The 26,298-nt window shown below is 47.1% G+C and carries 23 protein-coding genes; 3 read left to right on the top strand and 20 right to left on the bottom strand.

Annotated elements, in window-relative coordinates; genetic code table 11:
- Positions 1–165 precede the first annotated feature (165 nt).
- The 13 genes from Q0785_RS01975 to Q0785_RS01915 all read right to left on the bottom strand — a co-directional run bounded on the left by Q0785_RS01975 (position 166) and on the right by Q0785_RS01915 (position 16,019).
- Positions 166–1,122, bottom strand: coding sequence for a nuclease-related domain-containing protein (locus Q0785_RS01975; protein ID WP_298824549.1), 957 nt, complete (start codon positions 1,120–1,122; stop codon positions 166–168).
- Between the two features lie 554 nt (positions 1,123–1,676).
- Positions 1,677–3,290: a M20/M25/M40 family metallo-hydrolase gene (locus Q0785_RS01970; RefSeq protein WP_298824546.1), complete on the bottom strand. Its 1,614-nt coding sequence runs from the start codon at positions 3,288–3,290 to the stop codon at positions 1,677–1,679.
- 144 nt (positions 3,291–3,434) lie between these two features.
- Entirely contained in the window at positions 3,435–4,349 is a 915-nt protein-coding gene (locus tag Q0785_RS01965; protein ID WP_298824544.1) for a DMT family transporter, read from the bottom strand.
- A 322-nt stretch (positions 4,350–4,671) separates the two neighbouring features.
- Positions 4,672–6,123, bottom strand: a complete 1,452-nt coding sequence (gene panF / locus Q0785_RS01960) for a sodium/pantothenate symporter (RefSeq protein WP_298824541.1) — start codon at positions 6,121–6,123, stop codon at positions 4,672–4,674.
- Positions 6,120–6,389 (bottom strand): YhdT family protein, encoded by a 270-nt coding sequence (locus Q0785_RS01955; protein WP_223634782.1) that lies wholly within the window; start codon positions 6,387–6,389, stop codon positions 6,120–6,122. Before Q0785_RS01955 ends, panF begins: the two co-directional genes overlap by 4 nt.
- A gap of 177 nt (positions 6,390–6,566) precedes the next feature.
- Complete coding sequence (locus Q0785_RS01950; RefSeq protein ID WP_298824539.1) at positions 6,567–7,865, bottom strand: efflux RND transporter periplasmic adaptor subunit; 1,299 nt, start codon at positions 7,863–7,865, stop codon at positions 6,567–6,569.
- Positions 7,858–8,550 (bottom strand): hypothetical protein, encoded by a 693-nt coding sequence (locus tag Q0785_RS01945; protein ID WP_298824537.1) that lies wholly within the window; start codon positions 8,548–8,550, stop codon positions 7,858–7,860. Before Q0785_RS01945 ends, Q0785_RS01950 begins: the two co-directional genes overlap by 8 nt.
- Positions 8,551–10,351: 1,801 nt before the next feature.
- Positions 10,352–10,579 carry a DUF2187 family protein gene (locus Q0785_RS01940; protein WP_317851904.1) on the bottom strand — a complete coding sequence of 76 codons (228 nt, stop codon included), beginning with the start codon at positions 10,577–10,579 and terminating at the stop codon, positions 10,352–10,354.
- Positions 10,580–10,732: 153 nt separating this feature from the next.
- Positions 10,733–11,671 carry a C40 family peptidase gene (locus tag Q0785_RS01935; protein ID WP_298824531.1) on the bottom strand — a complete coding sequence of 313 codons (939 nt, stop codon included), beginning with the start codon at positions 11,669–11,671 and terminating at the stop codon, positions 10,733–10,735.
- An 82-nt stretch (positions 11,672–11,753) separates the two neighbouring features.
- Entirely contained in the window at positions 11,754–12,677 is a 924-nt protein-coding gene (locus tag Q0785_RS01930) for an LD-carboxypeptidase (protein ID WP_298824529.1), read from the bottom strand.
- A gap of 80 nt (positions 12,678–12,757) precedes the next feature.
- Complete coding sequence (locus Q0785_RS01925) at positions 12,758–13,582, bottom strand: M55 family metallopeptidase (protein ID WP_298824807.1); 825 nt, start codon at positions 13,580–13,582, stop codon at positions 12,758–12,760.
- A gap of 638 nt (positions 13,583–14,220) precedes the next feature.
- Positions 14,221–14,691, bottom strand: a complete 471-nt coding sequence (locus Q0785_RS01920; protein WP_223634802.1) for a transcriptional regulator — start codon at positions 14,689–14,691, stop codon at positions 14,221–14,223.
- Between the two features lie 956 nt (positions 14,692–15,647).
- Positions 15,648–16,019: a hypothetical protein gene (locus Q0785_RS01915; protein WP_223634805.1), complete on the bottom strand. Its 372-nt coding sequence runs from the start codon at positions 16,017–16,019 to the stop codon at positions 15,648–15,650.
- Between the two features lie 198 nt (positions 16,020–16,217).
- Here Q0785_RS01915 and Q0785_RS01910 point away from each other — a divergent pair, with 198 nt between their 5' ends.
- Together Q0785_RS01910 and Q0785_RS01905 are read left to right on the top strand one after the other, a co-directional pair.
- On the top strand, positions 16,218–17,750 hold the full coding sequence (locus Q0785_RS01910) for a hypothetical protein (protein ID WP_223634808.1): 1,533 nt from the start codon (positions 16,218–16,220) through the stop codon (positions 17,748–17,750).
- Positions 17,747–20,470 (top strand): DEAD/DEAH box helicase, encoded by a 2,724-nt coding sequence (locus Q0785_RS01905; protein WP_298824525.1) that lies wholly within the window; start codon positions 17,747–17,749, stop codon positions 20,468–20,470. The genes Q0785_RS01910 and Q0785_RS01905 overlap by 4 nt, the downstream gene beginning before the upstream one ends.
- 215 nt (positions 20,471–20,685) lie before the next feature.
- Here Q0785_RS01905 and Q0785_RS01900 read toward each other — a convergent pair whose 3' ends face one another.
- Complete coding sequence (locus tag Q0785_RS01900) at positions 20,686–20,829, bottom strand: hypothetical protein (protein ID WP_169314366.1); 144 nt, start codon at positions 20,827–20,829, stop codon at positions 20,686–20,688.
- A 28-nt stretch (positions 20,830–20,857) separates the two neighbouring features.
- Entirely contained in the window at positions 20,858–21,268 is a 411-nt protein-coding gene (gene ssb, locus Q0785_RS01895; RefSeq protein ID WP_223634812.1) for a single-stranded DNA-binding protein, read from the bottom strand.
- A gap of 292 nt (positions 21,269–21,560) precedes the next feature.
- On the opposite strand from ssb, the gene Q0785_RS01890 reads away from it, so the two are divergent.
- The gene (locus Q0785_RS01890) at positions 21,561–21,998 is read left to right on the top strand and encodes a YwpF family protein (protein WP_298824516.1); all 438 of its coding nucleotides are present in this window, start codon (positions 21,561–21,563) and stop codon (positions 21,996–21,998) included.
- Positions 21,999–22,130: 132 nt separating this feature from the next.
- Here the strand turns inward: Q0785_RS01890 and Q0785_RS01885 are convergent, their stop codons facing one another.
- The 5 genes from Q0785_RS01885 to murA all read right to left on the bottom strand — a co-directional run bounded on the left by Q0785_RS01885 (position 22,131) and on the right by murA (position 26,024).
- Positions 22,131–22,517 carry a hypothetical protein gene (locus Q0785_RS01885; RefSeq protein ID WP_298824513.1) on the bottom strand — a complete coding sequence of 129 codons (387 nt, stop codon included), beginning with the start codon at positions 22,515–22,517 and terminating at the stop codon, positions 22,131–22,133.
- Between the two features lie 68 nt (positions 22,518–22,585).
- Complete coding sequence (gene fabZ / locus Q0785_RS01880; RefSeq protein WP_298824510.1) at positions 22,586–23,026, bottom strand: 3-hydroxyacyl-ACP dehydratase FabZ; 441 nt, start codon at positions 23,024–23,026, stop codon at positions 22,586–22,588.
- A 42-nt stretch (positions 23,027–23,068) separates the two neighbouring features.
- Entirely contained in the window at positions 23,069–23,332 is a 264-nt protein-coding gene (locus Q0785_RS01875) for a DNA-directed RNA polymerase subunit beta (RefSeq protein ID WP_298824507.1), read from the bottom strand.
- Between the two features lie 129 nt (positions 23,333–23,461).
- Entirely contained in the window at positions 23,462–24,496 is a 1,035-nt protein-coding gene (gene mreB / locus Q0785_RS01870; RefSeq protein ID WP_298824502.1) for a rod shape-determining protein MreB, read from the bottom strand.
- 229 nt (positions 24,497–24,725) lie between these two features.
- On the bottom strand, positions 24,726–26,024 hold the full coding sequence (gene murA / locus Q0785_RS01865; RefSeq protein WP_298824805.1) for a UDP-N-acetylglucosamine 1-carboxyvinyltransferase: 1,299 nt from the start codon (positions 26,022–26,024) through the stop codon (positions 24,726–24,728).
- Positions 26,025–26,298: the final 274 nt, after the last annotated feature.

Genomic DNA, 26,298 nt, shown 5'->3' with positions numbered 1-26,298 from the left:
GAATAGTTGAGTTCTCTACATGAAGTATCTAACTCTTTACATGACTTCTTGATTCCTACGTGAAAATTTTTGTTTTCTACATGATCAATTGCGTTCTCTACATGAAGCATCCGGTTCTCTACATGACTTTACAAGAGTTCTATTATATTTCCGGTGAAAGTTTGTTTATTTTCCCTTCAACGGACGGGTATATTCGCGGTATCGCCGGCCGCCGATTGGTTGGCAACCGTTTCGGACCAGAAATCGCTTGGCTGTATCGAGTTTTTCTAGACCGATAAAATCGAGGCATTCAGCTGTATTGATTGTAGGTTTTATTAGCATGAACCAGTCCAGCAACGCATCAACAGGGGCATCTTGGCTGGTCAGTCGGCACGTTTCACATTCCCAGATACGCTTTGTTCTTGCCATCTTTCCAAATACGCAGCGTGGACAAAAGACTCCAGCTTCGATTTCAGACTGTTCGATTTGAAATTTAGGAGCCAGAGGGAAAGGGTGATAATCCCGATGAATATCCACTAAACTTTGCCCAAGCTGATGAAGTTCTTCTATAGAAATAATCGGTTTCAGCAATTTCATTTTCGATAAGTGAAAATTGAGCTCGCCCGAAGCTAAAATAAGAGCATTAGGCGGCGCGTCTTCAACAATTTGCGAAGGATGCGCGATGACAATAATAGTCGCCACCGACAGTGGACAACCGAGGGTTTTCAAAAATTTGTTCATGCGTATAGCAGTTTCATTCATTTGCGTGATGGGACTCTTATAGCTTTTAATCTCTCCATTTGTCAATATCGAATGCAGCGCACTCGGATTTTGCTTGAATTGAAGCTTTCCCGCGATATTTTTTATTTCCAGTAAAAACACACAGCTCTGGGTGAGCACCACCGTATCCACTTGAACTTTAAACGACTCTCCCAATGAAAAATCCTGGATAATCAGGTGAGGATAAGGCGGGTCAAAAAATTCCAGCGCTTCATCCAAGCGTTCTTCCCCTCCGTAGCCCGCGTTGGCATTATTTAAACTATTTTTCACAGCCATCCGTTTTGGATGAGTCGGCGGCAGCCTTTTTAATAAAGCTTCATACCCCGCAATTTTTTTCGGCTTTTCGCGATGTTTAATGATCATAAAATCTCTCCTTTTTCTCATTAGTTTAACAGATAAAATAGGGATTTACCATTTATATCCAAATCTAATTTTTGAACCTACTATAGCTTTCAAAAATGATTTTTGAGTATAAGTTTATGTGATAATTTGCGAGTTTTACGTGAAAGTCTCAGTTTTCTACCTGACAATTCTTCTTCTCTGTATACAGTGTTTCTTTCTATCTTACGTATTCGGACTTTTACAAGAATCTTTCATCTCCATATATCACTAAACTACGCTCCTACCTCAAGTTTTCAAGCTTCTATATGAATCAATGCCGTCTATCTCACATTTCCCGCCCTCTACATGAACTCTCCCTCTCCATACATCAACCGACTTCACTCCTACCTGAATATTCACCACCTCTACCTAAATCCACCGGATCCCAAACTATCTCTCCCCCAAAACACTCAGATGCCCAACCCCAGACACGCTTTTCGCAAGCGAAAAGCCACAAAACCGACCTTGAACTGAACCAACTAAGTATCCTGTTCGCTACCTCAGCCTATACACAACACAAACCAAAAAAAGCCACCTCAATGGCGGCTTTTCACGGGTATGGATAGGATCATTTCTTCTAATAGGATGGGCATTTCTTCGAATGTGTTTTTGATGTGCAGACGCTCGGTGCGTTTGTGGGCGTCTTTGCCGTAGGGTCCAACGTTCAAAACAGGAGCGGTCAATTGTTTCATGGCTTCGAACGGGATGCTGTAGGGATCGCCGTAGACGGGGGTGTTGTTTTCATAGGTGATCCAGCCGCCGTTTTGGTCCGTGTAATTGACGTAGCTCAGGTCAGAGATGCCGTTGAAATAATGGACTTGTTCGATGTCCAGGTTGAACTTTTCTTTGGCATTGGTTGTGACTTGTTCGACGCATAATTTGATCAGCTCGTTTTCTGATGAATTGACGGGCGGATAATAAGGCGGTGCGTACATCAGGACCATGGCAGGAGTCAGCTCCTGGCAATTGATGAGCAGGATGTCTGTGACATGCATGGACTTTTCGCGGACGTCCCATTCCGGATGCATCAGCGTGTCGCGCAACAGATCAGTGATATAGTCATGGCCGAATTTATTGAGCGCGTATTCCATCAGTTTTTCATAGCGCATGACATTGATGCTGCCGAACGGTTCGATGTTTTCGCGTTCGCACATGGCACGGTAATCGCGTTCGCAATGGGCAGCCGCTTCTTTCGCGACGTTTTCAAAAATCTGGAAGACTTCCTCCGCGTTGCGTTCCATCATGAAGACATTGTACATGGCGGACGTGCGGTACGGAGTCTGTGCCGAATAGGACAACTTCATATCCCGCTGCATCAGAGTGACCGGCAGCGGCGTCGTCTCCCCGTAGACGACTTCCTTGAAGCTTGGATTCCATTCCATCCGATGGGTCAAATAGGTCGAAATATAGCTTGATGTGATGCCTGACAGCGGTTCGCCGACATGGGTCTCTTTGCCGTAGAACAACGCCGATGGCATGATTTTCCCGATTGAGCCAGTATACAGATAATGAGCCGTATCGCCAGGTTTCATTGCAAAAACGGGTTCTCCGTTAAGGAACAGAATGAATTCAAGCCCATGTTCGCGCTCGAGATCGAGCAGCTTGGCTACGCCATAGCGCATCCCTGCTGAGTTGACTTCTTCGTCCGGCACCGTCATCAGCAGCAGATTGATCGGCCATTCTTCGATGGAGGCTTTTTCAATCAATGCCATATGCAGGGCAAGGCCAGCTTTCATATCCATCGTCCCGCGTCCAAAGAGGTATTCGCCTGAGTCGAGGTCGCTTAACGTGTCCGCGTCGAATTCATCACGGATCAGCTTGAAGGCCTCCGCCAATTTATAGGGACTGCATGCCAAAGGTTCCAGATCTCCATATTCTCCTGTGTGAACCGTGTCGAAGTGGCTGAGCAGGACAACAGTGTCGACCGCTTCCGGGTGTTTATAAAGAGCCGTCACATTTTGCCGCTCCCAGTTCACTTCACCCAATCCGATATATTCCGGATGTTCCTGAAAATAGGGAAGCTCCATCAGTTTGTCTTTCAACTTAAAGGCAAACTCCACTTCTCCATCGGTCAATGTCAGGCTCTTCCAACCGACCAGTTCACACAATAATTGTTCTAATTTCTCTGGCGTTCCCCATAATGTGGCCATGGCTTTTCACTCCTCTGATTGTTCTTGGCTGTCTAACTTTCTTCTATTATAGTGAACTTCCCTGCAAATAAAAAGAGGCCGCAAAAAAAAGCATAGAAGCCGCTCTGTATTACTATATCGGCTTTTCAAGCAATAAAAAACAGCTCAATGCGAGAGCCGCTTTTTTCGTTTCTTCAAGAGATCTTCGGCTGCTCCGGAACCGAACAGCACGCCGATGACAATGAGCACCAAGCCGTAGATATGGCCGGGTGTGATCTTTTCATTCAAAATGACGCTTGCACCCACAAGGGAAAATAAGGTGTTCAGGTTCATGAAGATGGCGGCTTTTGTCGGTCCTGCCTGCCCGATCGAATAATTATAGAGCATATGGCCGACCGCTGTCCCCAGCATCGCCGAGAACAGGAAAGCGATCCAGAACGATGTAGGCACCGTGGCGAAAGCCCGGATTTCTCCCGGCTCCTGTATGAGTGAAATGATGAATAGAACAGTTGCGCCCACCACGAACATATAGCCCGTCAATAGACGCGGATCCAGTGAGCGCGCGGCATTGGCGATGACGATATAGCTCAACACCTGCGCAAGAATCGAGATGAAGACGAAAATGTCGCCGACGTTCAATCCTGTGGCCGCGCCGTTACCCACCAATACTGTAGCAGCGACGCCTGCAAAGCCGACCACTACCCCGAGCCATTGCAGTTTGGACGGGAAATTGCGCATAATGAGCGATACCAATACCGCCGTCAACATCGGTCCTGTACCAAGGATCAATCCGGCATTCGAGCCGGTGGTCAAGGACAGGCCATTCGACAGGAAATAATGGTGCGCGACGACATTGAGCAGCGAACCGAGAAAGATGAACTTCCAGTCGCTTTTAGCCGGCCAACGCAGCATTCTGAAGGCAGCCAGAATTCCGATCACCGACAATCCCGCCAATAAAATTCGGAATGCTGTCAATGTCACCGGGTCCACAAATGCCACCATGTATTTAACAGAGGCTAAGTTAAAGCCCCAGACAATCATCACTGCTGTCAGGATGCCGTAAATTTTCCACTGAGTCAATTGCAAAGACCTTCTTTCACTTTCCGAATATAAGCATTCATTTTACGCCTGTTTTTGGCATCTGTAAACGTCTAAAAATCACTTGTGGGTTGAGTTTGTAATTAACTAAATGGAACTAGATAAGTTGAACTAATAATTTTTAATAACCGATATTCCGCAAAACAGCTTCGCTTTCGGGCCCGCAGGATGCGGGTCATGCAGTTGGCGCGACAGGACGTCGCGGTGCCAACTGCCAAGGGCTCGCGCTGTTTTGCTCCATATCTTTGAGAGCTCTCCAGCACCGGTGCAACACAGGACGAGATTTCATAAAACCCCTATCCCATCAACGCACATTATAATTATAAGCCTTCCTGCCGATCAACAGACTAAAAGCGATGAAAGCGACGAGCGACAAAAGCACCGGCAGCGTCACGGTATGGACACCGAACAGGTTGCCGTTTTCCAGGTTGTAGAAATGCAGTCCGATATAGCTGAGGATCCCGGTCGCCATCGAAGCGATTGCGCCGTATTTATTGCCCCATTTCCAATACAGCCCCAAAACAATCGGCCAGATGAAAGCTGCTTCCAAGCCACCGAAGGCAAACAGGTTGAGGAAAATCAGCAAGTCGGGCGGATCCAAGGCGAGCAAAAAGACGATGATTCCCAAGATTCCGGTGACACCGAACGATACGCGCTTGATGGTTTTGATAGTGGCGTCCGGTTTTATGTAATTCAAGTAGACATCTTTGACGATCGACGAGCTGACCAACAGCAATAAGGAATCGACAGTCGACATGATGGCAGCCATCGGAGCGGCAAGCACGATGCCCGCTACCCACGGCGGCAAGGTTTCCAACGCAATGAGCGGGATGACTTTGTCGCCGATTTCAATTCCCGGAAGTACAGGACGTGCGAAAACGCCGATCAAATGCATATTGAGCATGATGAAGCCGGTGACGATCGTCCCGATGATCAAAGCTCTGTGCATTGAACGTGAATTCTTGTAGGACATCGCCCGCACGGCAATCTGCGGCAGGCCGACGACGCCGACACCGACCAGGATCCAGAATGACGACACGTAAGCGGCACTTAAATCACCGCTTGCTCCGTATGGCGTGACCAGATTCGGGTTTTCATTGACGAGATCATTGACGATGTTCGGAATGCCTCCTCCCGCGATGATGACCGCGATCAGCAGGACCAATGTTCCGACCAACATAACTGCACCCTGTACGGCATCGGTCAGTGCAACCGCACGGAACCCGCCGATGGTGACGTAAACGAGGACACTGGCAGCAAATAGAAATAAAGCCGAATTATACGACAAGCCCGTCAGTGATTCCACGAGGCGAGCGCCGCCGATCCACTGCGCCGCCATGGCAGAGAAAAGGAAGATGATGATACTGAGTGCCGACAACAGCACAACGGCTGTACTGTCATAGCGCGATTTCAGGAAATCGATCATGGTGACCGCTTTGTAGCGGCGTGCCATGATGGCGTATTTCTTGCCGAGGATCATCAGGACGAAATAGCCGGTGACCACTTGCGACATCGCAAGCAATACCCAACCGAAGCCCATCGTATAGGCAGTTCCGGGTCCGCCCAAGAAACTCGACGCACTGCCGTAGGTTGCCACCATGGTCATAGCCAATACAAATCCGCCGAGTTCACGGCCGCCTAGAAAATAATCGCTGATGAAATTGGAGGACGCCGATAATTTACGGCTTGCCCAATAGCCGATAAAGAAGATGATCAACAAAAAGACGATCATCGGTACTAATACAGCGTAATTCATTGTGAATCCTCCTCTTCCTCAAATGGGACTTCTACAAAGAAGAATTTCACGATGACGATCACCAACACCGCAATCACCAAAAAGCCGACGACGCAGCTATAGAAAAACCAGTCCGGCAAACCGAAGACATAGCTGTATTCCTCTACCGGCCGTGAACCCATGCCATATGCAAATCCAAACCACCAGACAAAGTTGAACAGCGCCAAGCCCACGCCAATCCGTGCTTCCCGGTGTGCTATCTTAAACCGCCAATCTGTTTCTTCCATTTCTATTCACTCCGTTCAATCGCTATTTTCATTTCATGTCAGCAGTGGTTCAAGATCTCCACTGAGCAGTTTTATCTCAATCCATCGTACACTATTGCACCCTGCAGATTAACCCCCACGCTCTTTTGAACAATCAAAAACCCGAAAGCTGTTGCTTACGGGTCGGTCTGTGAATGGTTAACGGGCCAGCAGGTATTCGACATAGGCACGCCAATACGTATTTTTGGCGTATTCGAAATCAGGCTGGTAGCTTGGGAACGGCATGAAGACCTTTGGAGGCGAAACGAAGTTCTCCAGTTTTTCCTCATGGATGATAACCGTTCCAGCTTCAGGGCCCTCAGACAACACGGCTCTCGCACCGTCTTCAAAATTGGTTGCCACTGCCAGAGTCTTCGGCCGGCCATTGATGTTCAAGGTATGGGTTTTGCCTTCCGTACCGTCATAGTTGAAAAGCCAGGCGGTCGGAAGAGCTACCGCGTCTTCTGCGGTTTCCAAGGTAATCGATGTATTGACGTTGCTGCCATAAGGCATGGTGTTTTCAATCGGCGTATCCGCAACAATCCGCACTTCGTAATAGGCGAGCGGGTTGTTCTGTTCTTTTGGATCTAACTGATGATAGGCTTCCAGCCATTTGGATTCTTCAGCCGGCATCTCGGAAACACTTTGGACTGTTCCAGTCGCAATGCCGTCTATGCCTTCACCTTCAATTTTAACCAGATCCGCCACTTCAACCAGCGGCCATTCATCCTCCAGCACATAGCTGAGGAAAACTTTTTCATTTGAATATAGTTCGATGCTCAACGGTTCTGTGTCCCGGTTGATCTTAGCGACTGTTCCGTCCACTGGGCTGATGACCGATGGATTCGACAGGCTTTGCGATAATTGCGCTTCGAGCACTGCCAATTGCGATTCAATCGAAGCCAGCTGCTGTTCGGCCTGCGCAATGCCTGCGGCGTAGGAACCATCCTGCGGAACTGCTACCCCGACCGAAACATTGACATCAAACTGAATGGTCTCATCCTCGTCATTGGTGATTTCGGAATTATCGGTCGCATCCTGCGATACCGGTCCGCCTTGAGCAGCTCTCGCCTGCTGAAGCGTGGCAAGCGAACTTCTCACTTCTGTCCGCTGCCCTTCCAAAGCAGTTTTCTGCGTTTCCCAAACCGCACGCTGTTCTTCGGTTTCAGCTTCGTTCAAGGTGGCAAGTTCGGATCCGGCTGTGACACTGTCGCCTTCACCCACCATCCATTGCTGAAGCGCTTCGTGGTCCTGCACATAGATTTCCACAGTCCCCTGCGGTGCCGTCAATGCTTCCTTGAACATATGGGTCTCGTATGTACGCGTATAGGCCTGCTCATAGTCGCTGACATAGACACTTTTCGACAGGATGCTTTTCTCGCCAAACATCAAAAGGGTGTTGGCCGTCAAAAAGGCGATAACTGCAACAGATAAGCCCACAAAAAAGAATCTATTCAAACGGATTGCCCCCTTCCATGAAACCGCTCAGCATATCATCCACTGGAATCAGACCGAATGACGCCACGATCAGGGCGGCGAAAATATGAAGCATGATCAAGCCGAGTAAAATCAGCTTCGGGTTGATTTTTGTAAAGCTGCGGATAAATCGGTACTGCACCGCAATGATCAACGAAGTGAATAAAGTCAGTTGATTAAAGAAATAAATCAGGAAATGGTTATCCAGGAATGTCGCAGCAATCGGTCCAAACGAAAAGATTGATACGGGCATCGTAAAGCCAGTCACAGAAAACAATACAAAAACCAAGCCCTTTTCAATGACCAGCAATGCAGTGACGTAGGTCTGCATAATAATCGCTGCCCGCCATGGCATTCTGAGAATTTTGCTGAATAGAAAAGCGGCGCCATAAAGATGGAAAGCCAAATAGAAGCCTGCCCATAGAAGTGTTCCGGCAAGCGACGTCCAACGCGCCAATGTATAAGCGTCCCACATGCCCGCTGCTAATAGCGGCGTCAGGGAATCGGTGTTCATGCCCCAGATTTCACTGATGGCAAAGACCAGCAAGCCGATGGCGATGATGCAGGCAATGCGTTTATTGACGTTGCGCATTTCGGTATTTTGGATATTATGTATAAGTTGCCCTTGTCTTGGGAAGAAGTGCCAGAATCTGAAGTCTGATATCATGCGCGTATGTCCTTTCAAGGCAATTGACGTTCTGCTTCACTTTACTTTACCAAAAAAGCTCCCCCTTTGGAACGCATTAGCTGCCACATTTTCCAATATTTAAAAGGTTTGAGCCAAAAGGCTTAGAAGAATGGTTGAGGAGAGATTGAGAAGGCTGGAGAAATCGCTCCAGGAGGACGCTTTCGGGCCCGCAGTATGCGGGTCATGCAGCTGGCGCGACAGGACGTCGCGGGGCCAGCTGCCAAGGGGCTTGCGCCGAACTAACTCGGGCTATGGCCCGAGTGGATTTCGGCACTTCGTCGCTTCGCTGCTCCCCAGGAAAGGTATTGGCCGAAGGTAATTCGGGCAATGCCTTTGCGACGAAGCTAGCGTAGCGATGCAGGAGCACATCTTTGCCCTTCGCCTCCTTCCGCTCTTTCTTCTAGGTTTCTTCTAATTAATATAGAGTGAAATTGTAAGCATCTCTGTTGCCTTCATTTGAAGAGAGAAAAGAAGTGATTTGTTCTTATGCTTTTCGCTTGCGAAAAGCGGGCATGCTGGAGGAGCGAAGCGGATCGCTTTTGATTTTAGGTTTGCGGGTGGTAGTGAGCAAGTAGTTGAATGCTTCTACATGAACTTTTTGTGGTTCTACATGACTTTTTTGAACGGCTACATGACCGCTTCACCTCTATACATGAACCTGTTACTCCTTTATCTGCACATTTCCCATCCTTACCTGAATTCCACCTATTCCAACAAGTTCAAACCCCTAAATGGAAGCTGTTCGCACGGCGAACTGCCCATCATAGGAAGCGACACACTCTACCCTGACTTAGCTCACACTCAGTGATGGATTACCCCACTCAACATATGATTTGTCAGCACATTTTCACGGGATTCATGTAGGAATCCCGAAGTTTCATGTAGAGATGCCGTTTGTTCCAGTACAACCAGGAAACTCTCAGCTAGCCACTCGAAAACTTCATGTAGAACATGTCATCCGTTCAACACTACAAGCGAAGACGCGTGCATCACCGCTGCCGAGCGTTTCCAAACTTCCACATCACCTACCACCCACAAAAAAGAAGGATGGCTGCGTATTTACCCCACACCAAGCTAAGGCGCGGCACCGGAGGGGACGGAGCCATAAGACTGGCAAGCGGAGCGCTGCCTGGCTTATGGCGGGAGTCCTCTCCAAAGCGCCGAAGCGACTTGTAGAACCCAGCTCAAACTATTACTACTAGCTAAAGCTTCTCAACCCTATCCAAGCGAAGGCGCGTGCACCACCGCTGCCGAGCATTTCCAGATCCACTTTCCACCTACTACTGCACGCAAACAGAACTTCTCCCTACAAATTCCACACCAAGCTTAGACGCGCCGCCAGAGGGGACGGAGACATAAGACTGGCAAGCGGAGCGCTGCCTGGCTTATGGCGGGAGTCCTCTCCAAAGCGCCGAAGCGGCTTGCAGAACCCAGCTCAAACTATTACTGCTAGCTAAAAGCTTCTCAACCCTATCCAAGCGAAGGCGCGTGCACCACCGCTGCCGAGCATTTTCAGAACCCTACATCACCTACCATCCACAAAAAAAGAAGGATGGCTGCGTATATACCCCACACCAAGCTAAGGCGCGGCACAGGAGGGGACGGAGCCATAAGACTGGCAAGCGGAGCGCTGCCTGGCTTATGGCGGGAGTCCTCTCCAAAGCGCCGAAGCGACTTGTAGAACCCAGCTCAAACTATTACCACAAACCAAGAAGCTTCTTAATAAAACAGCACAAAAAAAGAAGGCTGTCCTTGGCAGACAGCCTTCTTTCTAATGGGATTATGCTTCGACGATGCGATATTTCTTATGTGAAATTACGGTCATGTTGGATGGCGCACCGATTTCTTTTGCGTCTTCTGGTGAAATCTCAACAATTACCGAGTTGTCCATAATTTTAAAGATGGTGCCGTTCACATCGACGCCGTTGCGAGTGAAGGAAATCCATTCACCGATGTAGCGCGCTGCTACGAATTCTGATACTTCTTTTTCATGGGGTTGGAATGCCATCATTACCACGCCTCTCTTTTTAAACACTATCTGTTTATTATAACACATTTCGTTGCCCATTTCATCTCTAAGCAAACGCTCCAGCTAAATGATTTTATTCACAAAGCTGGTGATAGCGGGCTGTTTGGAAAATACAGAGAGGAAGTATCCCCTTTAGTCCTGTTCTTCGGTTTCCACAAAACGGCGAACGGCGCATAACTCCGTTTCGTGTTTAGTGCCGGCCAGTTCAATGATTTCCACTGACTTTCCAGGAGTCGGGGAATGCAGCATCAAGCCGTTGCCATAATAGACCCCTACATGATGAAGATTGCCTTTTCCTTCTTCATAGGCAAAGAACAGCAAATCACCGATATGCCAGGAATCCTGGTCATGCTGATCGATTTCGCTGCCTTCCATCGCTTGATCAACAGCATCGCGTGAAATGATGATGCCGTTTGCTTTCATTAAATTATAAGTGAATCCGGAACAATCATAGCCATAGCTCGACATGCCGCCCCATAGATAAGGCAGATCCAAGAACCCGGCTCCCAGTTTGGCGATGTCCAGGCCGCTCCCCCGCGGACTTTGGTTATAAGCGGCAACTATTTCCACAGTATCCGCCATGGCCAACGCATCGCCATCCGGTGTCTGCAGGCGGACGAAATCGCCAAGTTCCTTGACCGGCAATAAAGTATTGAAGGATACAGCTTTTAAAGGCTTGAATTCTTCTGTCCAGAGTTGGGCTTTGTTGACCGTTACACGAGCGTAGCCGAGCTCAGTCAGGGCTTCGACTTCCTTCAATTGATCCTTCGGCACCCATCCCGGGTAGCCCCGCTCGTCTTTGTGGCATGGCTGCCAAAGCGCAATGATTTTCGCCCAGCCATCCACCACTTCCTCGATCAATACAGGCTCTCCGTAGAGGAGCTGCGTCTGGATGCGGCCACTGTCCGTCAGGTCTTTATTGTCCGTACGGCTCATTTCCTGCAGCCATTTATTGATGTTCGGATTTTCTGAAATGCCTTCTGCATCGACTGGACGCGCTTTTTCCGGCGCTGTCCAAACGGTTGCGACCGGCACACTACATACCCACGCCGTAGATTCTGTCTGCAGCAAATTCTCCACTCCATTTCTTTTTCGGATTATCTCGCTTTAATGGGCTGGGGATTTAGAACCTCCCACGGATTGAAGTTTCTCTTTATTCGACTCCCGGAAGGATGGTCAAAGTTTTCGCGTCTCCATCCAGCCGTGCAAGCGCCCCGAGCGGTACCGAGAAATGCGGTTCGCAATGGCCGATTTTAAAGCCGTTGACGACTGGAATCTTCAAGTCGCTGAAGTAATCGTTGAATACATGGTCCAACGTCAGTGAAGGCTTGCGTTTTTTCGGGCTGGCATTTTTGAAGTCACCGATGACAATGCCTGCCGCTTCATCGAATTTGCGCGCCATCCGTAATTGGTTGAGCATCTCGTCCACTTCGTAAGGCTCTTCATCTATGTCTTCAATCAATAAAATCTTGCCTTTGACATCCAGGTCGAACTTGGTGCCGATTGCGCTGCGGATCAGCGACAGGTTTCCGCCGACCAGTTCACCTTGCGCGACTCCACCGACCAGTGTATCGAGCGGTGCGACTTCTTCTGTATAATGCAGCTCAAATGGTTCGAACAATTGGCCGAACATGCGGCCGCTGCGTTCATGGAATTCCGGCTTGCCGACATCAGATGCCAGCATCGGTCCGTGGAATGTCACCATCTCGGCGTATTCGCCGATCGCTGTATGTAAAAAGGTGATGTCTGAATAGCCCCAGAATACTTTCGGGTTTTCCATGATCATGGCGTAATCGATCTTGTCTGCATAACGCGCAGCACCATATCCACCGCCCGCGCAAATGATGCCGGACACTTCTGGGTCTTCGAACATGGCATGAAGATCGGCCAGACGTTCTTCATCTGTTCCCGCTAAATAGCCATGGGCAGCATCAACCGATTTGCCAAGCTTGATTTTTAAACCCAGTTCTTCCAGAAACGGCAATGCTTTCTGCAGGTTTTCTTGATTGGGCGGACTCGAAGGCGCAATGATGCCGACGGTGTCCCCTTTTTTCAGTCGTTTCGGCAATTTCCGCAAAATGATCTACTCCTCTTTTTCTGTATTTCAGGCTTTTTTCATTATAACCTGGAATTCGCTTTAGTTAATCAACCCGCGATTCAGCAGAACTTTGCCTGCATGGCAAGTTCACTCATCACCAGCATGGCCCGGTAAGCTTCCAGAATATCTTTCGCCTGAAAATGCACGATGGTCGTGCCTTCCTCCAACTCACAACCCGGCATCATGGCGGCAAGTTCTGCTTCTCCGTAATTCGTGAACTCGATTTTCAACAGCGGTTTCTCGGGTGGCACGAGCGGATGGACATTTGCCCGGTTTTCAATGGCGCGGATGGTTTGTTCACGCAAAAGCTTCTGCGCTTTTTTCGGATGCAGGGTTCTAACGGCTGAACGCGTCAGCGATTGTTTAACTGCTGCTGTCGTGATATTCGGGATCAAGGCTTCCGCTTCCCGGCATGCACAATCGTCTCCAGCCACCATTAGAACCGGTACCCCGTGATAGCCGGCAACATATGCATTAAAGCCAAGTTCCCCTACTTCCACGTCATTGATCCACATGGTCCGGACCGCAAAAATCATGGAATGGGCCATAACCCCCTTTTGGCCTGCCCGTGCATGGTAGCCGGCAAAAAAAGCACCCGTGTAACTGCTGTCCAAGCCCTCGACCATCGAAAACACCTTTACCCCTCCGGAAATCAAGTCCACGTCTTCATGCAGCTCTTCCGCAATCAGGTTATTCATTTTCGAATGGCTGTCGTTGACCAGAAACTCTTCGGCTCCTGCATCGAATGAGCCGCGGATGATGGCATTGGCATCTTCCGTCATCAGGCGGCGTCCCCGCTCGTAATTATTTTCTTTTGAATCCACATATGTATAATCCGGCAAAGCTGTAACACCTTCCATATCCATCGATAAATAGAATTTCACTAGGAATAGTCCCCCTTCTGTATCGTCGTCACGGTCCATATGATTCAATGTACCAATACCTGCTCCATAGTTCAATCCAGCTCGTGCCGCTTACCACTTCAAAATCGGGACAATATAAAAAATTCTGTTTTATTTTTTAGAATTTTTAGTTAATTTGTATGATGTTTATTATGAATCATTTATTTATACTAAAAAACAAGTTAGCGAATACGGTAACTTACCTGTAAGATCTTCCATCAACAAAACCCAATCGAAAAGGAGCGGATCGCGATGAATTTCGACAAAGTACTTGAGCTCGGCTGGGGAGATCTTGCAATCGGAGTGGCTGGCTCGACAGCCGTCATGTTATTTATCAATTTTTATACTTTGATGTAAGGGGTGACCTATGAATAACGCAGAAACCTAGAAGCTCTTTTCCCATTCAAGCGGAAAAGGGCTTTTGCTGTTCCATTTTATCCCGCTTTAATGGGCAGTAGGACTCCCGTTAAAACGGGAAATCCACTGACCGTAAAAGTCCGATTGGATCAACGTGGGGGATGAAGAACCCCTTGATTGAAGCTTCTCTTTACCGCATTCAAAAACGCCTCCCCCTGATGATCCGGAAAGGCGTTCTTTATCCATAGGCTGCTGATTTCACTTTACAAACCTCCATGTAGTTGTTGTGATTCACGCTGTTGGGCCAATAATTCATCGAACATCGCCCGGTCTCCTGCACTCAATGCTTCATCAATCATACGGCTGTAATTTTCCTGCTCCAGAAAATAAATGGCGTCCGCCGCTTCTTTTCTCGACTGTTCGTTGACCTCGATCAATTCGGCTCGCTCTTCCTGCAGGATCGCTTGAAGATGTCTGTGAATATCCGACACGAGCAACAATTGGTATAGAGGTAAGCGAATAAAGCGATTGCCTTTCTGGAAGACGAAGACTTCCGAGAGATTTTCAACCTGGAATGTATTGAGGTTGACGATGATCTCTTTGCCTTCCACAGGAATGAAATGGAACAGCTCGTCGTCTTTCATGATAGAGAAGTACTGATAAGCAAACACGAACTTCACCAAATGCCCTTCTTTCTTAGTATAGAACGGCTTCATGAGCTTCACATGCAACATCTGACTCACCCCCATCTTTTTTGTAATATTCTGATTACATATATCATACCATAAAAACCCCTTTTCGAACATAGAATTGCATAAGAACAGTCTTATACAATAGACGTATCAGACTACGATTTCGTTACAAATTTGACATAATATTAGCAATTTTTAATAAATACGAGACAAAATTATTGCGTCTTCTTCAAACCTTTTTAGAAGAACCAGAAAAAAATGCCACCATTCCCAAGCGAAGGCGCGCCACCGGAGGGGACGGAGCCATAAGACTGGCAAGCAAAGCGGTGCCTGGCTTATGGCGGGAGTCCTCTCCAAAGCGCCGAAGCGATTTACAGAACCCGTAAAGAATACTGCCACTCCAAGCGAAGGCGCGTGCACCACCGCTGCCGAGTGTTTTCAAAACCTCACTCTCCTTACCCCCACCCAAAAAACGCTGGCTGCGTATTAAAATACACCAAGCGAAGGCGCGCCACCGGAGGGGACGGAGCCATAAGACTGGCAAGTGGAGCGCTGCCCGGCTTATGGCGGGAGTCCTCTCCAAAGCGCCGAAGCGATTTACAGAACCCGCAAAGAATACTGCCACTCCAAGCGAAGGCGCGTGCACCACCGCTGCCGAGTGTTTTCAGAACCTCACTCTCCTTACCCCCACAAAAAAAGGATGATGATTGCTTATAAACTCCACACTCAGCTGAGGCGCGCCACCGGAGGGGACGGAGCCATAAGACTGGCAAGCGGAGCGGTGCCTGGCTTATGGCGGGAGTCCTCTCCAAAGCGCCGAAGCGATTTACAGAACCCGCAAAGAATGCCACTCCAACCACTTACAGAATTACTCAAACCTAATCCTCTCTAAAGGACGAAGCGATTTATAAAACCGTTCTAAAACTACCCCAACAGAAAAAGCCTGTCCACCATCCCAAAACTCGGATTAGCGTACAGGCTTTTCATATAGAGCTTCCTTATTTCTTGCTGCGGGTCCGCTGGTGGCGATGCCGCGGAGGACTGACCATGAAATGCATTTCATCCGGATTGATGTAAATCGAAACTTTATCCATAATATAAGTCACCAGGCTATGGAACTCTTCATCTGACATTTGCCGTTTGTAAAAAATGATTCGGTTCATTTTGAAATCGACCTGTATCTGTTCCAGGTAATCCGGAAACAGCCGCGGGTTTTGGATACTGTAACAATCACCATCTGACGAAATTTGCCAGCTGATCTTACCAAATACCAATTCAGCTTTCGCATAGATTACTTCCCAAGCCACAACGTCCTTTGGATGCAACACAGAACGCAAGTCGGGGATTTCCAAAACAAACGAATTGAGCAACTATCATTCTCCTATCTCCATTAAATTATTTAGAACTTTATTACTACTATAGTACCATTTACTTTACATAAAACAAGGACTACCGAAAAATAAACCAGTGGCTTTCCGGGAGAGGGAAGAGCAAAGTATTCTTCATCGTTTACGGAGCAGTCAGAAAGACGTATAATAGAAGGAAAGTTTTATTTTGGGGCGATGCATATGGCTACGGTTCAATCCCTGGCGAAAAGATTCGAAGATACGATTCACAATTATATGGCTGCTATCGACAAATCACTTCTACCGACGCGTGCTTCGGATGAAGAAATGGTTCGAAAAGCAGTCTTTTTAGTGCGCCATGACGGCGTACAGATTCAGTCGTTCAATGAGGAACGGCTTTTACTCGAGGCAATTGTCAAAGATGCACATGCAGTTAAAGTCATTCTCAATTTCGATAAGCTCACGGCAATATGCGCTTGTCCGCAGGAGACGATGTGCCGTCACCGATTGGCGGTCATTTTTGCGCTATATCAAAAAATCGGTTCTCTTTCCGAATGGGTAGCGTCGTGGCGCGAGCCTGAAAGCAAACAATTGGCTTTGTTGTCTGAAAAACGCTCTCCTGAACAATGGACAAAGCTGATCCGCAGCATCTGGCGTGATGCGATTCCAGATTACACCACCCGGAATTACTTCTATTTTGAACAGATGTACGATGGACGTCTGAAAAACGCCTTATCCTATGTGCCTTTGGAGCGGGAGTGGAAAGTGCTGTACCGCGCCTATGCGCATTTTATTTCCTTGACGGAAGTGTGGGCTACCTTCATCGCCGGCACTCAGGAAGTCCATCACTCATTCTTCAAAACATGGTTTGACGATGAACTGCATGAATTACGTGATTTGCTCGCTCAATTGCGTGTTCAACACCGAACATTTGAAGCGGATGCTTTTTTTGAATACTTGAAAACCTTGATTCGTGAATTTATGGAAGTGAAAGACAGTTCGTTTTCACAGCGTTTCTCACTTTACCAGCTGTTTTGGACCAATCTGTTCACCACCAGCAGACTTCGTGAAGAAGAACTGGCCGCATTGAAAAATCCGGATGAACGATTGAAGGCGTTTTTCGCTGTTATTTTAAAGAAAGATTTGGATATCAAAAAAATATCACCGAACGAAACGCATGATTGGGTAGAACTGGCGGTTCTTGCCGAAGGGGAAAATCATCCACAGGCATTGACGACTATTTTGCTGGCGATCAAACCGCATGTGAAGACTTTCCTTTTTGAAGGGCTTTATACACAATATCGCCATCAATACGTGCGTACGCTCAGCCGCTTATTTTCACAAATCGAATTGAGCGAGTACGACTGGGAGGATCTGTTCAAGCAATTCGGCCATTACGGGCTGCCCGCCTACTCTGCTTACTTAGTCGAAAAACAATTATACAAACAATGGGCAGAATTGCATCACCTCCATAATTCGCCTTTGTATTTTGCAGAGGAATGCGGACTCAAGGAAGTCCAGACGGCAGCACCGGATTATGTGCTCCCGCTGTTCCACCGGTATGCGCTGGCTCACCTTGAAGAACGCAATCGCCCGAGCTATAAACAAGCGGTCCGCATCTGGAAAAAGATGAAAGCCGCCTGCAAGAAAAGCGGTCAAATGGAGTTCTGGACTGCATACATCAATGAAATCCGTACGCAGAATAAACGTCTGCGTGCACTCCAGGAAGAGATCGAGAAAGGAAATCTTATATGAATCAATTCCAAACTGAAGGAAGCCGCCTCTACTATCTAACCATTAATCGTGGAGAGCTTTTCCGTATTCAGGCTACCAATGAAGCCGGCAACCGGATTCCTCCGGAAATCTGGAAACCGTATTTGTATTTTCTGGACAAGGACAGCTTTTTCGGTTTGACAGCTCAGACAGATGGTTTGGACCTGGTGTTGACACCCGCTGATTTTGTGCGTCTATTCCAAAGCGAACCTCACCATTACGTGACATTCGCCGGACAACGTGCAGAAGATGAAGGCTGGTTGAAACTTGCTGGAAAAGTCGCCGACTCTTTAAGCGACCCAATTTTATGGGACCATGTTTCGGTTGAAGACGGAGACATTGTCATCAGTGATAAGTACGGAGATCAAGAAATCCGGACATTCCTCAGTGATACGATCCATCATCAATTGCGCCAGAAAGGCTTATCAGTTGCTCAACTGCCTTATATTCAAGGTTTTGTCCAAAAAGCAGGCTGGCAGGGAATGGCGGATGCGGATGACTACGTCGTTGCCGTACAACTGAGCGAACCGGATGCGGATGAGTTTTGGTCTTTTAAAGTCGTGATGCGCTCGAAACGGGGCAGTGTCTATTGGTCCCCTTCCAAACGCCGTGCCGATGAACCGATCGATAAAGCCTTGCCTGAGAAATGGCGCGCGTTTACTGAAGATATCAAAGAACGCCAAGCGCTGCTGTTGAGTTTATGTCCTTCTGTTGAGCGGTTTGATGAAGACCGTTTTTACCACGCTGAGTGGACAGATGGAGAAATTCTCGAGTTTCTCCGCAACGATGCAGAAATCCTCCAGGCCTTCGGTGTTGAAGTGTCGATTCCTTCATGGTTGAAGGCTGTCCAGGAGTCGAAGATCCGTGTCAAAGCCAACGTCAACTCACCGATCAAGAAAGCGTCGGTCGTTGGGCTTGACCAGATTGTCAATTTTGACTGGCAGTTTTCGCTGAATGGCCATGAATTGAGCATGCAGGATTTCCAACGCCTCGTTTCCGAAAACAAGGAATTTATCCGCATCGGCAATGAATGGGTGCGTGTCGACTCAAACCTTTTGATGCAATTGCGGAAAATGATTGAAGAAGCGGAAGATGCAGACTGGACGATCAAAGATATGCTGTTCCAGAACGTGCCTGAAATCATGTTGGAGGAAACAGCGGACGAAGAAGATCCACTGGTGGAATTCCACTTGAACCGCTCTCTGAAAACTTTGCTGGATAAGCTGCTGGATAAACGCGATCTGCCGGAAACTACGTTGCCGAATAATCTGTTGACAGAACTGCGCCCTTACCAGAAAATCGGTTTCGATTACTTGGTGTTTATGCGCGAAGAAGGCTTCGGTCTTTGCTTAGCTGATGATATGGGGCTTGGAAAGACCGTTCAGCTGATTACGTATCTCCTGCATGTGCACGGTAAGAATCCGGATCAGCCCTCACTGATTGTCTGCCCGACTTCTGTGCTCGGCAACTGGCAGAAGGAATTGGAACGTTTTGCGCCTGCTTTGAAGGTTGTCACCCATTACGGCAGCATCCGTCCTAAAGGCGAAGAATTCAATGCCTTTTTAGCGGAAGAAAAACCGGATGTCGTATTGTCGACTTACGGCATTGCGTCTTCTGACGGCGAAGAAATGCAGAGCCTGCATTGGTCGAGCATTACGCTGGATGAAGCACAGAACATCAAGAATATGTACACCAAACAATCGCGGACGATCCGCAAGTTCAAAGGCGATCACCATATCGCCTTGACGGGAACACCGATTGAAAACCGCCTGTCTGAGTTGTGGTCGATCTTCGACTTTATCAATAAAGGCTACCTGTACCGCATCAAGCAGTTCCAGGAAAACTTCATGATTCCGATCGAACGCGACAATTCTGAAGAACATAAGGAAAAATTGCGTCAACGGATTCAGCCTTTCCTTTTGCGTCGGACGAAGAAAGATCCAGATCTGCAATTGAATCTGCCCGAAAAGCTGGAGCAGTTGGAGTATTGTCCTCTGACGCCCGAACAGGCCGCTCTTTACGAAGGGTTGGTACAGGATACGGTGCAGAAAATGGAGACGCTCACAGGTTTCGAGAAAAAAGGGCTGGTATTGAAAATGCTGAGCAAATTGAAGCAGCTATGTAATCATCCGTCTCTGTACTTAAAAGAGCCGTATACGAGCGCTGCTGAAATCATGCCCCGTTCTCAAAAACTGGAGCGCATTGTGACCTTGGCCGGGGAAATTGCAGAACGCGGGGAACAATGTTTGATCTTTACGCAATACATCGGAATGGGGCATTTGCTGCAACAGGCTATAAATGAGCTGTATGGCCATGAAGTGCCATTCCTGACCGGCAGCATGCCGAAGCAGCAGCGTGATTCACTTGTGGCTTCTTTCCAGGCTGGTAAATTCCCGATTTTCATCCTATCCTTGAAAGCAGGTGGCACCGGCCTTAATTTGACCGCTGCAACTCATGTTCTTCATGCGGACAGATGGTGGAATCCGGCTGTCGAAAACCAGGCGACTGACCGTGCCTACCGCATCGGACAGACGCAATTTGTCCATGTCCATAAATTTGTAACGATCGGGACGATCGAGGAGAAAATCGATGCCCTGCTGGTGCAAAAGCAATCGATGTCCGAAGAATTCATCCAATCCAGTCAGTGGATGACCGACCTATCGGATAATGACTTGAAGGAATTGTTCACGTATTCACTTTAACTATATAAGTTGAACAAATATTCCATAACAGAAATGATTTAATTATGGACATTCCGCAAACCAGCGGAGCTGGTTTTCTCCATATCCTGTTGATCAGTTATTCGAAGACGAATTGAAAAGGTAAATTCTTTAGTTCAACTGACATAACTTAATTTGATTTCAAATAATCCGGCCAGGTCCCCACCTGGCCGGATTCCCCTTTTAGACGTGAATATTCACCCTTTTTGAACGGAACGGAAGATCGATTTCAGTTCACTTAGTTCCCGCTCCGCCTCTGCCAATCGCTGATGGAGCAAAGCCGTTAGTTTGATCAATTGCTCCATATGCACTTCCAGTTGCAGCTGTACATCTTTCGGCATCGCTAAGTGCCTCCTTTTTTAAAATTGCTTATGCATTTACCTGCTCCGTCCCTGGTGGTTGAAAATCGAAGTCTTCATCTGACTGCGATGCTTCCGGCTGAGGGGCGGTTTCTTCTTGTGGTTTTCTTCTGTCGAGGAATCGGATCTGATCGCCAAGCACTTCCGTCACATAGATGCGCGTCCCGTCTTCTTTATCGTAAGAGCGTGACTGCAGGCGGCCGGTAACAGCGACCAGTGATCCTTTGACGCAGTATTTCGAGACATTGTGGGCAGGCTTGCCCCAAGTGGAACAAAGGACATAATCTGTTTCCGTTTCCCCTTTCTGATTTTTATAGTTTCGGGAGACCGCTACGATGAAGGAAGTATGTATCCGCCCTTCATTCATGACCCGCATGGCTGGATCTTTTGTTAAACGTCCTACAATTCCGACTTGATTCATTTTCTCACCTCCTTTCGCTTACTTGAAGCATACTAAGAAGATTGAATTCTTTGCAAAAACGAAAAAATTATTTTTTGCGGGTTTTTGCGTCTCCATATCTCATTTTTGGAAGATCTTCTAAATTTCTTTACGTATTGTTTAGTTGAAATGCTTGAGTTCCAGCTAAAGGATCTGCCAAATCAAAAATGGCTTTTGGGATAGCTCACATCTTTTTTACATGCCCTCTTCCGTTCGCCACCCAAATCTTCAATATGCTATACTGAAACAAAGTTAGTGTATTGGAGGCTGTTGCATGAAAACATTCAAAATGCTGTCACTGGGTATTGAAGTAGAGGATCAAGTGACCGATTATCCGGTACATGATGGCATCATCATCAACCAGGAGAACACGGAACGCTCGTGGATCCTTGAAATGCTGATCGACTTGACCCACCAGAAAACGTTTGAACACTTAAAGAACATTGAAGAAACAATAGCGGTCCAAGTCGTCATTTCCTATCCTGGAAACGAACCGGCCCCATTTGAAGTAGTGGTGTGTGCAGTAAAGGTCATGGGGGATCATATTTCCGTCCTTATGAAAGGCACCTTGAAGCGGGCTCGCCGAAAGTATGCAGAAACGCTGCTGTCGGAATTACTTGAAGATGGACTTGAAGGGCAGGAATTGCTCGAGCGCTTCGAAACGGATATGCGCACACGTCCAGGCCTGCGAAAAGATGAGGCAAAATCATAACGGTCCAGCCTTGAATTACAGGCTGACAAATAAGAAATCCGAGCAAATTTACTTTCTATGAAGTAAATCTGCTCGGATTTTTATGCAATTAGAAAAAACCATCGCATGCAGCGATGGTTTAGTGAAAGCTTATTAGTTTGATTTTATCGAATTGAGTTTGCGTTCTACAAAGTCCGCTTCTGCTCTGCAAGCGTAATCAAAGGAGGTATGTAAAGTTTCTTGTCTGATTTCTATACGGGCTACCTGCTCTTCTGAAGGAGGTTCCTTTAAAACGCGATCGATCGTCTGGTTGATCTTTTCAGCAATGCTTTCGTGGAACTCAGGGGCAGCCTTTACTTCTTGTGGTACTTGCTTGTACCACTTTGATTCATTTTCAATATAGGCTTTCCATGTATCCATAAAATCCGTTAACTGAAAACGCTCCTCTTTCCACTCGATCTGCGCCATGTATTTTTCGAAATTCTTTGAGATTGATTTTGTTATACTGCTTTTCACACTTGGTGATAATGATTTATACATCTAAGTAACCTCCATTTCTAAAACGAGAAGCCTTTTCTGGTAAGGTTTGCTGTCTCAAGAAAGCTTATTCACTTAGCTTCAGAAACAGGTCCCAACGCAAAGAGGATATCGCATTCGCATGCTATTTCTCCATCCACGGTAGCAATTGCATGGCCTTTGCCCATAGAACCGCGCAGTTTCGTCAACTCAACTTCCAATCGCAATTGATCACCTGGTATAACCTGCCGTTTAAAGCGGCAGTTATCGATGCCTGTGAAGAACGCCAGACGGCCTTTATTGGCTTCCAACTGAAGTACAGCTGCCGCGCCAATCTGTGCCAGCGCTTCAACAATCAAGACACCTGGCATTACCGGGTATCCTGGAAAATGTCCATTAAAAAATTCTTCATTCGCAGATACATTCTTTAAGCCGACTGCTTTCTTTCCGGCTTCAATCTCTATTATCCGATCCACCATCAAAAATGGATATCGATGCGGTAAAATCGCTTGAATTTGTTCAGTTGTCAACAATCGATTCAACTCCTTCTATTTTTCTTCAGCAATCTGTAAAGCCTATTTTCCACTCATAATATCAAATATGTGCTGCCAGGTTTCCCATTTCAGCGCATCGGCCGGTTCGCCGTCTCCAATAACGCCAAAGCCCACCATTGCGCCTAGAACAGCAGCCAGAACGACCAGGGCAATTACAATGATGATGCGGAGCCAAATCGGAAACAGGCGGATTTGGACCCACCATGTCTTTTTCGGCTCTTCAGTTTTTACCTCATCTTTTTCAGCTTTTTTCCGAAGAGAAAAGTTCTTTTTCAGCTCAGCCATTCACTCCGTCAACCTTTCCATCTACTGAATTCCCGAATTTCGGGCAAATCCATTCGTACTGCTTTCCCTCAGTGAAGACGTTCTTCTGCCGAGGGAAGTTTCCCTTTTATCTAAACTCTAGTCATTATACTAGAATACTCTGTTTTTGCCACCTGCTATTTGGCTCTGTTTTCTTTGGCGGAAGATATTTTCTTTTGCTTCTAGCATCAATCCCGTGCCTAGAGCTACGCATTCCATTGGATTTTCTGCGATGGAGACCGGAATTCCCAATTTCTCTGCCAGCAGCTGATCGAGGCCTTCCAGCAATGCGCCTCCACCTGTCAGGATTGCTCCGCTTTCAATGATATCCGAAGCCAGTTCCGGCGGTGTTTTCTCCAGCACCATACGGGTAGCCTCAACAATGGATTCCACCGATTCCTTAAGCGCAGACTCAATCTCTTTTGAAGTGATGATCAATGTTTTCGGGTAGCCGGTCATAATATCACGGCCCCTGATTTCCATTTCTTTCTCTTCAGCGTGCTTTACTGCCGTACCGATTTCCTGCTTGATTTTTTCAGCGGTCTTTTCACCGATCAGCAGCTTTCGGTGCTGTTTGACATACTTCAATATCTGCTGGTCAAACCGATCTCCCGCTATTTTAATTGTTTCACTTGTAACGATATCACCCATAGACAAAACCGCGACATCTGTTGTTCCGCCTCCGATATCGATAACCATGCTCGCATTCGGTTGATAGATATCCAGGCCAGCACCGATTGCCGCCACTTTCGGTTCCACTTCCACATAGACTTTCTTGCCGCCTGCTTTTTCCGCCACTTCACGGATTGCATTCTGTTCAATGCTCGTGACATTCGTGGGACAGCAAATCAGGATGCGTGGCTTGATCATGAAACCTTTCAATTTCAGGATGTGAATGAAATGCTTGAGCATGGCTTCCGTAACATCAAAATCGTGGATTACGCCGTCTTTCAACGGACGGACCGCTACAATATGCTTCGGCGTTCTGCCCATCATTTTATGCGCTTCTTTTCCGACCGCCAGCACTTCATTGGTTTTTTGGTCCATGGCCACTACGGAAGGCTCGTTCAGGATGATTCCCTTGCCTTTAACGTAGATCAATACATTCGCTGTTCCAAGATCGATTCCGATATCCTTTGAAAACATCAAGCCCGCACTCCTTCTAATCCATTTATCCCGTTTCTGCAACCGAAGGAATAGTAGCCCTCCTGTTTGAAGTTGTTCACCACTCCTATGTATCCCTAAAAAAAGACTCTCTTAATTGAATATTTTATCATAGTAAGGAACGCAATGACAAAAATTCATTGATCCACATGAGTTCATAAAAAGAGCCTGCAACGCTAAGATTTAGCGCTGCAAGCCCATTATGAAAGAATTAGACCAATTGCTCAACTTTCGTTTCAGCCTGTTCAACACTTACACGCTCGATATCAGCGCCTAGAGCTGCCAGTTTCAAATGAAAATCTACATATCCGCGATCTAAATGATAAAGTTCGTTAACACGTGTGATTCCGTCTGCAGCCAGCCCAGCCAAAATCAATGCAGCCGCAGCTCTTAAATCTGTAGCTGCCACTTCCGCTCCTTGTAGAGCTGAAGGACCTTCCATGATTACAGAGCGGCCTTCGATTTTGACCGAAGCATTCATACGGCGGAACTCTTCTACATGCATGAAGCGATTTTCAAAGACAGTTTCCGTTAAAATGCCGTTTCCTGTAGCAGTCAGCATCAAGGACATCATCTGAGATTGCATATCCGTCGGGAATCCCGGATGAGGCATGGTTTTGATATCGATTGAACGAAGTGGTCGGCTTGCACGGATGCGCAGCCCTTCTTCCGTTTCCTGAATATCAACACCCATTTCACCCATCTTCGAGATCAAAGCTGCCATATGTTCAGGAACAGCGTTCTCGATGATGACGTCGCCTTCAGTTATTGCAGCAGCGACCATGAACGTTCCGGCTTCGACACGATCCGGAATGATGTAATGCTCAGCACCATGCAGTTCTTCAACACCTTCGATACGCATAGTATCTGTACCGGCACCGATTACGCGGCCACCCATTTCATTGATGTAATTTGCAACATCGACGATTTCAGGCTCTTTTGCAGCGTTTTCGATCAATGTTGTACCTTCTGCCAAAGCGGCAGCCATCATAATGTTTTCAGTTGCGCCGACACTTGGGAAATCCAAATAGATCTTAGCCCCGCGTAAACGTCCTGTTGTTTTTGCTTCAACAAAACCGTTGCCAAAAGTGATTTTCGCGCCCATCGCTTCAAACCCTTTAAGGTGTTGATCGATTGGACGTGAGCCTATAGCGCATCCACCCGGCAAAGCTACACGAGCGAATCCATTACGTGCAAGAACTGGTCCCATTACCAGAATCGAGGCGCGCATTTTACGCACATATTCAAATTGCGCTTCGCTTGATAATGTTGCTGAAGAATCAATCAGCATTTCATTTTTTTCTGGGAAGTACTCAACAGATACATTCAAGCTTTTTAAGACTTCCTGAATGGTGTAGACATCCGCCAAATTTGGCACTTCTTTGATGATGCTCTTACCTTTTGAAGCCAATAACGCTCCGGCTAATACCGGAAGAACTGCATTTTTAGCACCCTCCACACGTACTTTCCCTTTTAATTTTTGGCCGCCTTTTACAATAATTTGATCCACTAATATGCCCTCCATGTGTTTAATAGTCATCTATATGTATCCCATATACGTTTAAAGTCCAATGTCATTATTTAGAAACAAAACCTTACTCATATTACCTGCTTCTTTAGTAAAAAACAAGCAACTTTACTCTCATTTTGCGCAGTTATTTTAATCAAAATTATTCGTTACGTTAAGTTATTCGAAAGATACTTCCATTTTATGTCCGTTAGGGAGAAAAGTCACGTTTTATTACCAGTCTTAATAGACCTTTTCCCCTCTGTCTTGTGCTTAA

Source organism: uncultured Planococcus sp., from assembly GCF_947501725.1.
Taxonomy (GTDB): domain Bacteria; phylum Bacillota; class Bacilli; order Bacillales_A; family Planococcaceae; genus Planococcus; species Planococcus donghaensis_C.
Note: the sequence above shows the minus strand (reverse complement) of the source record. Positions and strands in the feature narration are given on the sequence as shown.